The organism is Pseudomonas sp. MPC6, from assembly GCF_006094435.1.
Taxonomy (GTDB): Bacteria; Pseudomonadota; Gammaproteobacteria; order Pseudomonadales; family Pseudomonadaceae; genus Aquipseudomonas.
In genome coordinates this window covers 5,805,545-5,818,239 of the sequence record NZ_CP034783.1, presented here as the reverse complement: position 1 = coordinate 5,818,239, position 12,695 = coordinate 5,805,545, and the positions used below count along the sequence as shown (strand labels likewise).

Sequence of the window (12,695 nt, the reverse complement as noted above, 5' to 3'; positions counted from 1 at the left end):
GATGCGACAAGTCATGCTAATTCTACCGAGCCGTATTTTTCGCGAAGCAAGTTGATTGTTTGCCGAGGTGTAGTAAAATTGCTCATGATCAAATCCTCCTCGTCGAGTTCGAAGTTGAGTTCGTTCTCCAGCATGGCAATGATTTGGATGATTTTTATAGAGTTGACCCGCATTTCGGATAGGGATGAATCCATATCGACCGCCAGCGCAGAACCTATAACGTTCCCGATCACCCGAAATACGGTTTCTTGAATCAAGTCCATAGCACAATGTTCCTTTTTTAGATTCCGTTACGCATTTTTTAGTTTTTCAGGCCAGTTACGATTATCAGGACCATACTGTTCATGCAAAGCTGCACGCCATCGATCAATTCCGAAAGCTACACAGCCAGAATGCAAAAAGTTTTTTTCATCATTGGTGACTTCAAACTTTTCACATAACGTATCCTGGCAATTGTTGAACGACGCTATGGAACTCGCGTTGCCGTTGGCAGAAATGAATTCCAGTTCGTACTTTGCGTCCGCCATTAATTGCACCGCGCCTTTGGTTTTCATGTCGTCATAATGAAAAAAGGGATCGCGAGCGGTCACGACCTGACCATAAAGACCAAGCGAGCAAAAAAGGTCCCAGATTTCATCCATGATGCCCAGTCGCTTGCTTTCCACGTACGCTTGGCTGCCCATGAACACTATTTCACGCATGGTGAATTCGTTGCGACGGAAGGTGTTGAGTCGCCACTGAATCTCATGTCGAAAGCATCGCCCCTTCAACGTAAACATGATTTCCGATTGCACGGTTTGCTGGGTTTCTGCGTAACAGTGGTAGCAAACACATGGCTGTAAGAAGGCGCCATGATTCTGAAATAAATTAGCAGGAATGGTCGATGACTGGGATTCGCGAATTTCTTTAATCAGGGTGTAGTTATGGGGTATTTGCGTGACACCATAAACATTCTGCGGGAAGTTTTTATGGTAGCCATTTCTTTCCATTATGTCAGCTGTATAAATCGATGGATATTCCCGCACCTGGGCACCGTGACGAACCGCTACTTCAAGCAGTAACCTGTCTATGGCCTCCATCAGGCGTACATCATTTCCATCGTAATAGTCTGCGGAGTTGTCAGGGTATTTGGTCTTGGATTCGCCATTCGGGCGCGCATGGACTTTTAATGTTTTTTGAGCAGATATTTTCGACACCAGCAAAGCGTCGATGAGTTCGTCCAGATCAACGTTGATCTTGTCCCGTTCTGCCAAATCTTGAGTGTCAATATCGATTAGTGTGGCGTGCTCACGTTCGAGGTATTTAACACTTTTCACCGATTCGCTGATGTACGGAATGCGCTCCAGCAACTCACTCAGTCGCCCGTTCATTATTTTGGCGGGTAGTGCCGCTTTTATTTGGTTCAAGTCGCTGCTTGGAATCTGCTTTGCAAACATATTCATTTTACATCCACCGTTGTTTGTAAGATATTACGCCGAGTTTTTCTTTGGCCAGAATTTCATACGTTACATCGCGTTGTGGTGGATGAAATTGCGCAGCTTTTATATCCTTGAAGATACTCGATAACGGATTTTCATTTGACAGGCTGTTGATTCCGGTTATTTTCATGGCGCTTGAAACTAACAACTCTGACTCGCGGGCGATGACTTCCTTGGCAATGAGACTGATTCTGTTGACGTTTAAATCTAGATCCTCCTTGCTGGCCAGGAAATCATCCAGCACGGAGCAGAAGGAGCGCATCTGCGACTCCATGACTTCCATTGAAATCAGCATTTCAGCAATTGAAAACTGCACGCCGGGGTACTTCGCCAGGACATTGCTTCCGTTGGGTGGGCGTTTTGTGCTGGCGGTATTGATTGCCAAGTCGAGTACTTGACGCGAGATGCCGAGATACACGCAGCACACGTTAAAACGGAACAGGTAGCCTTGGATGGCCAGCGTAGATATAGGGGTGTTTTCGTCACAGATTACAAACGCATCAGGACAAAATGCGTTATCAAATTTCACACTGTTGCTGTGAGTATCCTGCATGGCAACGCTGTTCCAGTCCTCAACAACTGAAACGCCCTCGCCATTTTTGCTTAACATCAACGCAATGACACCAAGGTCGTTCCCCGAGTAGTTTTCGACCATGCAGTACACTGGCAGGTAAGAAACAAAAGGCTCCAGCGATACAAAATTCTTTAACCCCGTTACTCGATACCCGCCTTCGACTTTTCTGGCCCTGATGGGGTACGTTTCTATGTTCAACTGACCAGGTTTCAAAAAATACAACCCCGGCTCGTTTAACGAGCCCATCAAATGACCATGAGTTGATACATCGTCGAGGACGCTGGAGAACGTTTCTCCCTGGCGTGTGGCGATGCCCCATAACGTATAAAGATGCATGGACAGGCTCAGGGCAGACGATGCATCCAATTGCGCCAGATTCGCAATCACAGCCATGTACTCTTCTGCCGTCATATTGTGAAAAATAACCGGGAGCGAATGGATTTTTAGTTCGACCAGTTTTTCAATCCGTTCTTCAATAGGAAGGAGGACGATGTTCAACTGTTGTAGTTGATCCAGCAGATGTGAAATCTGAGGTCTGATGCGGCTCATGCTCTATGCCTTTTTCAATGATGTGCATGGATCCCCAGACTTGGAAGTCCATCGAAAATTTGATGTTTCGTGTTTGTCGCGCACGTGAATTTTGCGAGCAAGTGCTGTGCACGACGTTAAATGTTCGGAGCGTGGAATTACATTACTTAAATACCATGCTCAACAGGACAAGCACGAGGAGACTTATATACACAATCGCGTGAATGCGATCCGGCGTCTTCCCGATCAATGGGGTCGCCAGCCGGATGCCAAACACAGCCCCCAGCGTTAATATACCAAACGCGAGAAGATCGACATAACCGAGGTATCCGGCTCCAAAGTCGTAACCTCCAACTTCCGCTACCAGTACGTATGTCACTGTTCCTGCCAGCGCTACCGGTAGACTAAGAGGATTGGCCATTGAGGTGGCCTGAGTCATGCTCAAGCCGCAGCGCCGAAGCAAGGGAACCGTCATGACACTGCCGCCGACCCCGAGGACAGTTGCAATGGCTCCAATGCCCATGCCGCCCGGTATCGTGGCGAGTTTGCTCAGCTCTTTGGGTTGGTTGTTTGCTATTTGCTCAATGAAGCCACGGCGGAACAGACAATCAACAATAGTGATCGCTAAATATACTACGAACGCCATGCGTAACATTTCGCTATTGAACAGCTGCGCGGTAATAGCTCCGGCAATTGCCCCGAGACCAATGTAGCCGGCAAGAGGCCACAGATAAGGCATTAATAGAGTGCCGGAACGCGCATGTTTTCTTGTACTAATGGATGCATTTACAATCATGACGCAGGTAGAGGTAGCCACAGCAATATGCATTGCTGACTGGGCGATGATGTCATCGGCACCATGCATGGCTAACAAAACCCGATAGAGGACAGGCACTATTACAAAACCGCCCCCAAATCCGAATAAAACGGTGGTGACGCCTGCAAAACAACCAAAAAAACCCAGCAAAATATAGCTCATTACGCTTAATCCAATAAGAATCGCGGCGTAAGATAGGTCACTCGATTGCGAGCGGCTTGAGCATTTGAGCCAACTATGTTTGAGTTTCAGCCACTTTCCGATAAGACATCCCATGCGAAACATTCCGATCCACGTGCTGGATGCTACCCCTCGCTCCGTTGTTGCCATCGGATCCGACTATCCCGATGGATTTTTGCATCCCAGCCATACCCATCGGCGCGCACAGCTCCTCTATGGCGCCAAAGGGGTAATGAAGGTCGTGACAAAGGGTGGCAACTGGATCGTTCCACCCCAGCGTGCAGTGTGGATCCCGCCGCAGGTTGCGCATGAGGTGCTGTACTTTGGGGTGAGTACCAGAAGCCTCTATATTGAGCCCGCTTCCATTCCTTCAACCAGAACCGACTGCCAAGTCATCAGCGTCTCTCCGTTGATGCGCCAGTTGCTGATGGAGTCCGTAGACGTACCGCTTGAATATGAAGAACAGGGCCGGGATGGCGCGTTGATGAGTCTTTTGCTACATGAATTGGCCCGGGCCACAGAATTACCTTTTCATATCCCGCTGCCGATTGATCCGCGTTTATTGTCCCGGTGCCAGGCATTTCTTCAGATGCCCGACATTCATCAATCGCCCCAAGACTGGGCGCGTGACCTATATATGAGTGAGCGCTCGTTCAGCCGTCTGTTCCGCGAGCAGACTACGATGAGCTTCGGTCAGTGGCGTCAGCGTGCCTGCGTTGTCCTTGCATTGGCAAGGTTGTCCGCCGGAGCATCCATTACACGGATAGCCCTTGATTTTGGGTATGAAAGCCCTGCTGCGTTTTCAACAATGTTTCGTAGGATATTGGGGCAAGCCCCAACAGCCTATCTGGACAATTTCTAGCCTCGACAGGGGGGTGTCAGCTGTCGAGCAATCGCAAGAACCGCTCGCGCACCTGGGTGTTATCGCTGTGAGCGACGTTGAAGCGCAGGTAGTGGCTCGCATCCGGCGCCTTACTGAGCAACGTGCCGGGCGCCAGCACCAGATCGATCTCCAGGCCTTTCCTCGCCAGGGTTTCGGCATGATGCCCTTCGGGCAATCGCGTCCAGATGAACAACCCTTCATGGGGCAGCGATGACACCGAGCAACCGGCCTCCAGCAGCCAGCGCGTCACCCGACTGCTCGACTCGTAGAGCCGGTCCACGGTGCGCCGGGTGTGTTTGGCATAACTGCCATCGCTGAGCATCGTGCAGATAATCTGTTCCGCCAATTCCGACGTCATGCCACCGCAGGTCATTTTCAGGGTGATCATCCGTGCGGCCAGTTGGGGCGAAAGCACCGCATAGCTGACCCGACTGTTGGCCGTCAGGGTCTTGGAGAAGCCAGACACGTAACTGACGTTGTCCAGCCCGCCCGCGGCCAGGCGTGGCGTCATGCGTTGCTGCATGTCGCAATACAAATCGTCTTCGAGGATGTGGAAACCGTAACGGTGGCTCAACTCCAGCAAGCGATAAACCTGTGCCGGAGAGAACGAGTGCCCGGTCGGGTTATGCAGGGCGTTGTTGGTCATGTAGAGCACGGGACGATGGGCGATCAGCAATTGCTCGAAGGCCTCCAGGTCCATGCCGTCACAATCCCGGGGGATGGTGATGACCTTGGCTCCGTGCAAGGCCAGGTTGGCGTGCATGGTGAAGTAACAGGGGTCGTCGAGCAGCACTGTATCGCCGGGTTTGACCAGCAGGCGCATCAGCATGTCGATGGCTTGCACAGTGTTGGCCGTGGTGATGATCTGGTCTACCGGCACTTCGATGCCGTGGGTCGACAGCTTCACCCGCAACGCCTCGCGCAGTGGCAGGTAACCGCCGGCAACGCCGTATTCGCCCATGCGCAGGGAGGTTGCGCGCAGGGTGCCGCGCACGGCTTTAAGCAACTCGTCGGCCGGCAGCCACGAGGACGGCAGGAAACCGGCGCCGGGGCGCAGCGCGCCATTGTCCAGCAGCACCGCGCGGCGAACCACGCTGAGGGTGTCTTGAGGTTGCAGGTCGGGGCCGGCATCGGCCTGGATCGGCAGGCTGGAACGGTGCACGAAATGCCCTGAACCCTGGCGTGACACCACCAGTCCCTTGGCCCGCAGGCGGTCCAGGGCATCGACCACCGTGGACTTGCCGACGTTCATCAAATCGGAGAGTTCGCGAATCGGCGGCAGTCTGGAGCCGTGGGGCAGGCCGCCCTGGCTGATCGCAGCGGTCAGCTGATCGACGATCTGCTGCACCAGCGGCGCGCCGGGCTGGAATTCGATGGCGGCGATGACTGCGCGTTGAACCTGCATTTTACTGGTCTCTCCGACAGTAAAGTTCGTTTGATTCTATACGAACTTGCCCTGATCAGAACAAGCCTTCGTCTCTACCATCACCTTACAGACTTTCCGGATTGTCGGTGCCTTTTGGCCTTGGCGATCGCTGGTTCCAGAGGTGTTGCATGAGTGTTCAAACAACGGTCGCCGTCGCCAAACCGGTGAACAACATCCGCCTGTTCACGATCAGGATCATCACCGCGGTGTCGCTGTTTGCCGTGCTGGGCAAGGCCAACGTGTGGCTCGACACTGCCACCAACAGCATTCTCGCCCTCGGTTACCGGGCCTTGTTGTTGCTCCTGCCCCTGACGTTGCTGGTGCTCGGCCGGCGCTCCCTGAGCGTCACGCTGTTGTGCGCCGCCCTCGGGCTGGTGCTGTTGGCGGTGACCAGCAACCAGGGCATGGTGATGTTCGCCGCGGCGTTGTTTGCCTATGGCATCGCCATCGCCGGTTACCTGATCAAGAGCGAAGCGGCCCAGACCAAGGAAGGAGCAGCCTACAACCGGGTCGCCATGAACATGGGCAGCCTGGTGGCGGGGCTGATCCTGCTGTCGCCGCTGCTGACCCCGACCATGTTTTTCCTTGGCGCCGCGAGTTTCGTCCTGCTGTGCCTGCCGATCGCCATGGGCGCCACCTTCACCACCCAAACGGTGGCGGCCAGCCCGGCTGCCCACCATGGCAGTGGCTGGCGCAACAAACTGCCGTGGGTGATCGCCGGGATCATCATGGGGATCAAGCTGTTCGGCGTGTTCTCGATCCTGCCCCAGGCGATCCTGCTCGAGACCGGTGAGTTGCCGGCCTGGTATGGCCTGATGCTGATCCTCAACAGCGCAGTGGTGGTGTTCGCCCAGGTGCCGGTGATGAAGCTGATCGAGCGCACCGGGCGCTTCAAGGTGATCGCGGTGATCGGGATTATCATCGGCGGCTTTGCGGTGCTCTCGTCGCCGGCCGCCTTCCACGTCGAGACCCTGGTTGGCGCGTTGATCTGGGTGGCGCTGCTGTCCGTCGCCGAATGTGCGTTCAGCTACCTCGATTACTTCTCGGTCAAGCAGAACAACATGTTCGTCAAGGAAGTATCCCTGGGCGTCGGCGCCGGGCTGACGGTGCTGATCATGCGGGTCGTGCCGGCGCCGTACAACGCCCTGATGCTGGCCGCCATCGGCGCGGGCGGGATGCTGGCCTGGTACTGGCTCAACCGTAAATCCAACGCGTCGCTGCAGGACTGAGTGATCGCGTTTTGCGTTTTTTTCTTCACAGGTCGGGTGCTTCATGAATACGACGTCTTGCGTGGTAGTGGTCGGGTACAACGGCAATCGGGTTCACGATATCCAGAAGCTGCGCGACCTTTGCCGAAAGCGCTATAACGCCCGGTTGATTTTGCTGGTCGAGCAGATTCAGCCAGATGACGATCAGGTGGCGGATCACGTGTGTTGCACCTCCCTGGCGCCGGACGATGTGGCGGACTCGCTCGAACTGGTGGCGGGTTGCCTGGCGGCAGACCGCTGGAAGTTGATCGGGGTGCTGCCCTTTTCCGATCGTGGCGTGCTGCTGGGCGCGGCGCTGGCGACCTATTACGGCTTGCCCGGCATCACCCCCGGCGCGGCGCGGGCGGGGCTGGATAAACAGATTTTTCGCCAACTGGAAGCGACGGCGCGCACGTCGCCAGATCATTACCGAGCGGTGTTTTCCGCCCGGATCGAAAGCCTGGGCGAGTTGCGCCAGCGGGTCGTCGAACTCGGCGGCAGGGCCTTCATCAAGCCTGCTTGCGAAGGCGCGAGCAGAGGCTGCCGGGTCATCCGTCATCCGTCCGAATGCGATGAGGCGTGGCTGGCGCTCAAGCCCTACCGCGAAGGCGGCATCGTCCTCGAAGAACTGATCCAGAACGCCCGGGAATACAGCTGGGATTACGTGGCCGGCAGCACCTGGGTGACCGAGAAAACTACCACCGAAGGTGCCTATCGCGCGGAAATCCAGCAAGTGGTGCCCGCACCCTTGACGACTGAGGTGCAGGCGCGCCTGGCAGCAGCCGGCCAGCATATGTCCGGCCTGGTTTCGCTGGACAACGGCGCTTACCACAACGAAATTTTCCTGCGCAGCGACGGCCTGACCTCGGCGGTGGAAACCAACATGCGCCCTGGCGGCATGCACATCTGGGACCTGGCCCGCCTGGCCTTTGTCGACTTCGATCCCTGGGAGCGCTGGGTTCGATGGGCGGTGGAGGGCAAGACCGACCATCACGACCCCGTCGCGCGGGGCTTTTGCGGTATTCGTCTGCTCCGCGCCCCGGCCGGCGGTCTGTTGCGCTACGTGCCGGACATCGAGTCGCTGGCCCGGGAACTCGATATCAAGCTGGTGGAAGCGGTGTACGCCAAGCGCCTCACGGATTCGGTGACGGCATTGGTGAAAGACAACACCTCCTTCATCGGCCACATCGTGTTGTTCAGCGAGGACTACGGGCAGCTCAGTGCGAATCTGCTGCGTCTGGCAGAAGCGATCGAGTCACGCGTCGAGGTCACCTGCCTGGCAGCGCCGTCGAGAGCAGTGGGCTGAGCCGTCGGCACGATGTTGTTCGTATTATTGAGCATGAGGGTTGGTAAATGATTGAGCACATGAGCTGTGATGAACGTTTCATCGCCCTGGCAAAAGAACTCGGCTACGACATCTATGGCGAGAACACCGCCGGTGGGCATTATGCTCCGCTGGTTCGGCATCATGACGAGCTGTACGTCAGTGGCCTGGTGCCGCGCATGCACGGAGAAATGCAGTATCCCGGCAGAGTCGGGCTGGAGCTCAGCCTGACGGATGCGCAATCGGCCGCCAGTATCAGCGCGATGCGCGGGCTGGCGCTGATCGTCGATGCCATTGGTTCGCTGGATAAAATCAAGTCGCTGATACGGATCACGGTCTATGTGAAATCCACCGCGGATTTTGTCGACCTGAGCGAAGTGGCCAACGGTGCGTCGGATGTATTCAGCCATGTCCTGGGGGAGGCGGGTAAACATACTCGAACGACCGTGGGTGTTTATCAACTGCCCAAAAATGCCGCGGTAGAAGTTGACATGATCGCAGCGCTGAGACCCTCTGTTTTATAAAAGTGGGTCATGCGGCTTTACAGCGTTGAATGGTTGGCCTAAGGTTCGGCCATTCAAGTTGACCCAACAAGTTGGAACTCACGGATGAATAACGTTCAAGGTGCGTTTTTTTCATATAAAGACTTTCGCCAGAGTTTGCATCAGCCGCCGCTCGGTGCTCGGGTATGGACGGCGGGTGAACTTGCAGAGGTTCGCCAGCGTCTCGAGACCAGCGAAGTCGATATTGTCGCGCTGGCCCATGAAAAAACTATCGAAGGTTGCAAGTTGACGCCAGGCATGGCGGTGTCCATGCAATGGTTGAAACCCGGCACGGCGCTGAACGGCCACGTACATGCCTGGTGGCATCTGTTCATCATTCAGTCCGGCAGCGGCGCGTTGACCTTGGGCGATGCCGATGAAGTCAGCGTCAGCCCGGGCGACGTGTTGCTGGTGCCGGCCTGGACCCGGCACGGCTTCGTCAACACCAGCACCACCGAACCGCTGGCCATGCTGAATTTGAGCAACATGCCGCAAATGGAGCTGCTCTCCAGTTCAGCCATGGCCTGATCACCCGCCCGCCGTTATTTCCCCCCGCTGCACACCAGGGAGTCCGCGTTCGCTGACTCCCTTTTTCGTTTCTGCGACCCACCACCTTAACCCTCCTGGCGAGCTGCTTTTTTCACTGTCTGTATCGATGCAAACAGATAATTTCTGTATCTGTTCAGCGCCCGATCAACTAACTAGGATCGCTTCCAAGGCAACGGATTAATACGGTTAATGCAAGGGAGCGTTCTATGGAAAGTACCAGTTTTACATTGTGTATCGGCGCAGATTTTGTCAGTGCTTTTGCAATGTCGGCATTTGTGGCGCTAAAAGAAAAACAACTTTCGTTTGAACTTGTCACGCTGGATTTAAAGGCGCGTGATAACTATCAAGCGAGTTATCGTGATGTATCGCTGACCTGCAAGATTCCCACCTTGGTTCACGAAGGTTTTGCCCTGTCGGAATCTTCGGCCATTGCCGAATACCTGGAAGAAGTTGCACCAGGGCATCACACACTCTTCCCGCGAGACATCAAGCAGCGCGCCCGCGCTCGTCAACTCCAGGCCTGGCTGCGCAGCGATCTGCTGGTGATTCGCAGGGAACGCCCGGCGGACCTCATCTACTTCGGTAAAAAAGATAACCCGCTGTCCGACGAGGCGCTGGCCGCTGTCGGCAGATTGTTCTTCGTGGCTGACCGGTTGCTGGAGGAAGGCGCCGAGCACCTGTTCGGCGACTGGAGCATTGCCGACACCGACCTGGCAATCATGCTCAACCGCCTGCTCGCCAATGGCGATCAGGTGCCTGCGCGACTCGCGGCCTATGTGCGCCGCCAGTGGGATCGCGACAGCGTGCGGGCGTGGATGGACATGGAGCGCGCAGCGCCGGCCATCGCACTCTGAAATATCCAGGGCCACCGCCAGGCAATCATCAGGAGCGCTGCCATGCAGGGACTGTCGGAGCAGGAAAGATACAAACCCTATAACTCACGCACCATTCGCGACACGCCGTATTGGCACAAACTGACCCCAGCGTTGCAGGAAGCAATGACCGTCGTCGCCAGGGTCATGCCGTTTCGCACCAATGAATACGTGCTGGGGACGCTGATCGACTGGAACAACATCCCGGACGATCCGATTTTTCGCATGACCTTTCCTCACAAAGACATGCTGCTGGCGGACGAGTATGCCTCGCTCAAGCAGCTGATCGAACGGGATGATGCCGGCGCCATCAAGCGCAGGATCGAAGCGATCTGGCAGCGCATGAACCCTCATCCGGCCGGGCAGTTGACACACAACGGCGCGACCCTCGACGGCAAAGTCCTGCCGGGCATTCAGCACAAGTACCGCGAGACCGTGCTGTTTTTTCCCGGGGCCGGCCAGACCTGTCACGCCTACTGCACCTTCTGTTTCCGCTGGGCGCAGTTCATCGGCGAGGAAGAGCTCAAGTTCAATGCCCGTGAATCCCAGGAGCTGGTGAGCTACTTGCGGGTGCACCCCGAGGTCACCGATGTGCTGATCACCGGGGGCGATCCGATGATCATGAACACCCGTTCGCTGGCCGGTTACATCGAGCCGTTGCTGGCATTGACCGACCTGAAAAACATCCGCATCGGCACCAAGTCCGTGGCTTATTGGCCGCAGCGCTTTGTCAGCGACAAGGATGCGCCCGAGCTGCTCGAGCTGTTCAGTCGGATCGTCGCGGCGGGGAAAAACCTGTCGATCATGGGGCATTACAACCACCCGGTGGAAATCCGTCAGGACATCGCCCGCCAGGCCATCGAACGCATTCGCTCCACCGGGGCCACCCTGCGCATGCAGGCGCCGGTGATCCGGCACATCAATGAGAACCCTGCGGATTGGGCGGCGCTCTGGACCGAAGGCGTGCGGCTCGGGGCCGTGCCTTATTACATGTTCGTCGAGCGCGATACCGGGCCCAGCCATTACTTCGCGATGCCGCTGGCGCGGGCGTTCGAGATTTTCCAGGCGGCCTATCGCACGGTGTCCGGGCTGGCACGCACGGTGCGCGGGCCGTCCATGAGCACCTTCTACGGCAAGGTGTTGATCAACGGCATCGAGACCGTGGCCGGGGAAAAGGTCTTCGTGCTGCAGTTCCTCCAGGCCCGCAATCCGCAATGGGTGTTGCGCACCTTCCATGCGCGCTTCGATCCGCAGGCGACCTGGTTCGACGAATTGAGGCCGGCGTTTGGCGAGCGCTTGTTCTTCTTTCAGCCCGAGCCTGTGGCAGTGACCGAATTGATACCGGTCCTGCTCGAGACAGCGTAGGACGATTCTTTAGGAGATATGGATATGAGCGGTATCCCGTTTGATCAGCGAGAAGGGTTTATCTGGCTCGACGGCGAGTTCGTCGAGTGGTCCCAGGCGCGGCTGCATGTACTGACCCATGGTCTGCATTACGCCAGCACCGTGTATGAAGGAGAACGCGTCTACAACGGCAAGATTTTCAAACTGCGTGAACACACCGAGCGCCTGTATCGCTCGGCGCAATTGATGGATTTTGCCATTCCCCATGAACTGGCCGAGCTGGAAGCGGCCAGCCATGAACTGTTAAAGCGCAACAGCGTAGTCGAGGGTTATCTGCGCCCGGTGGCGTGGCGCGGCAGTGAAATGATTGCCACCTCGGCGCGCTTCAATCGCGTGCACGTGGCGATTGCCTGCTGGCAGTGGCCAAGCTATTTCGACCCGGCAGGGCACATGGCCGGCATTCGTTTGAAGACCGCCGAGTGGCGTCGTCCGCCGCCGAGTTGCAGCCCCTTCGAAGCCAAGGCGTCCGGGCACTACCAGATTGCCACACTGAGCAAGCACGACGCGGAAAACCACGGTTATCACGATGCCCTGATGCTCGACTGGCGGGGCCACGTCGCCGAAGCCACCAGCGCCAATGTGTTCTTCGTCAAAGACCGGATATTGCACACTCCGCTGCCGGACTGCTTCCTCAACGGCATCACCCGCCAGACCGTTATCGAACTGGCCAGGACCCTGGATTACCAGGTGCTCGAACGCACCATTGTTCCTACGGAGCTTGGCGACTTCGACGAATGTTTTCTTACCGGTACCGCTGCACAAATCACCCCGGTGCAGAGCATCGATCAGCAGCGTTATCGACCGGGCCGCGCCTGCCGCGAATTCATTGCCGCTTACACCTCAACCGTCAACGCCTGATAAACAGCCAGGA

At 56.3% G+C, this 12,695-nt stretch carries 13 protein-coding genes; 8 read left to right on the top strand and 5 right to left on the bottom strand.

Translation table 11 applies throughout. The annotated features are described in order from the left end of the window. Positions 1-11: 11 nt before the first annotated feature. The 4 genes from ELQ88_RS29025 to ELQ88_RS29010 form a co-directional block, all read right to left on the bottom strand. On the bottom strand, positions 12-263 hold the full coding sequence (locus tag ELQ88_RS29025) for an acyl carrier protein (protein WP_138969049.1): 252 nt from the start codon (positions 261-263) through the stop codon (positions 12-14). A gap of 27 nt (positions 264-290) precedes the next feature. Beyond that, positions 291-1,442: an aminoacyl--tRNA ligase-related protein gene (locus tag ELQ88_RS29020; protein WP_138969048.1), complete on the bottom strand. Its 1,152-nt coding sequence runs from the start codon at positions 1,440-1,442 to the stop codon at positions 291-293. A gap of 1 nt (position 1,443) precedes the next feature. Next, on the bottom strand, positions 1,444-2,601 hold the full coding sequence (locus ELQ88_RS29015) for an acyl-CoA dehydrogenase family protein (RefSeq protein WP_138969047.1): 1,158 nt from the start codon (positions 2,599-2,601) through the stop codon (positions 1,444-1,446). A 142-nt stretch (positions 2,602-2,743) separates the two neighbouring features. After that, the gene (locus tag ELQ88_RS29010; protein WP_128869966.1) at positions 2,744-3,559 is read right to left on the bottom strand and encodes a sulfite exporter TauE/SafE family protein; all 816 of its coding nucleotides are present in this window, start codon (positions 3,557-3,559) and stop codon (positions 2,744-2,746) included. Between the two features lie 112 nt (positions 3,560-3,671). Here ELQ88_RS29010 and ELQ88_RS29005 point away from each other — a divergent pair, with 112 nt between their 5' ends. Continuing rightward, positions 3,672-4,439, top strand: coding sequence for a helix-turn-helix transcriptional regulator (locus ELQ88_RS29005; RefSeq protein WP_128869965.1), 768 nt, complete (start codon positions 3,672-3,674; stop codon positions 4,437-4,439). A 16-nt stretch (positions 4,440-4,455) separates the two neighbouring features. Here the strand turns inward: ELQ88_RS29005 and ELQ88_RS29000 are convergent, their stop codons facing one another. After that, positions 4,456-5,865, bottom strand: a complete 1,410-nt coding sequence (locus ELQ88_RS29000) for a PLP-dependent aminotransferase family protein (protein WP_128869964.1) — start codon at positions 5,863-5,865, stop codon at positions 4,456-4,458. A 149-nt stretch (positions 5,866-6,014) separates the two neighbouring features. On the opposite strand from ELQ88_RS29000, the gene ELQ88_RS28995 reads away from it, so the two are divergent. The 7 genes from ELQ88_RS28995 to ELQ88_RS28965 all read left to right on the top strand — a co-directional run bounded on the left by ELQ88_RS28995 (position 6,015) and on the right by ELQ88_RS28965 (position 12,682). Then, on the top strand, positions 6,015-7,115 hold the full coding sequence (locus ELQ88_RS28995; protein ID WP_138969046.1) for a hypothetical protein: 1,101 nt from the start codon (positions 6,015-6,017) through the stop codon (positions 7,113-7,115). 43 nt (positions 7,116-7,158) lie between these two features. After that, the gene (locus ELQ88_RS28990) at positions 7,159-8,439 is read left to right on the top strand and encodes a biotin carboxylase (RefSeq protein ID WP_128869962.1); all 1,281 of its coding nucleotides are present in this window, start codon (positions 7,159-7,161) and stop codon (positions 8,437-8,439) included. Between the two features lie 47 nt (positions 8,440-8,486). Beyond that, positions 8,487-8,981: a RidA family protein gene (locus ELQ88_RS28985; RefSeq protein WP_128869961.1), complete on the top strand. Its 495-nt coding sequence runs from the start codon at positions 8,487-8,489 to the stop codon at positions 8,979-8,981. Positions 8,982-9,065: 84 nt separating this feature from the next. Next, on the top strand, positions 9,066-9,527 hold the full coding sequence (locus ELQ88_RS28980) for a cupin domain-containing protein (protein WP_138969045.1): 462 nt from the start codon (positions 9,066-9,068) through the stop codon (positions 9,525-9,527). 227 nt (positions 9,528-9,754) lie between these two features. After that, the gene (gene yfcF, locus ELQ88_RS28975) at positions 9,755-10,402 is read left to right on the top strand and encodes a glutathione transferase (RefSeq protein WP_138969044.1); all 648 of its coding nucleotides are present in this window, start codon (positions 9,755-9,757) and stop codon (positions 10,400-10,402) included. 42 nt (positions 10,403-10,444) lie between these two features. Next, positions 10,445-11,785 carry a lysine 2,3-aminomutase gene (locus tag ELQ88_RS28970; protein WP_138969043.1) on the top strand — a complete coding sequence of 447 codons (1,341 nt, stop codon included), beginning with the start codon at positions 10,445-10,447 and terminating at the stop codon, positions 11,783-11,785. A 24-nt stretch (positions 11,786-11,809) separates the two neighbouring features. Beyond that, positions 11,810-12,682 (top strand): branched-chain amino acid aminotransferase, encoded by an 873-nt coding sequence (locus tag ELQ88_RS28965; RefSeq protein WP_128870496.1) that lies wholly within the window; start codon positions 11,810-11,812, stop codon positions 12,680-12,682. Positions 12,683-12,695 lie beyond the last annotated feature (13 nt).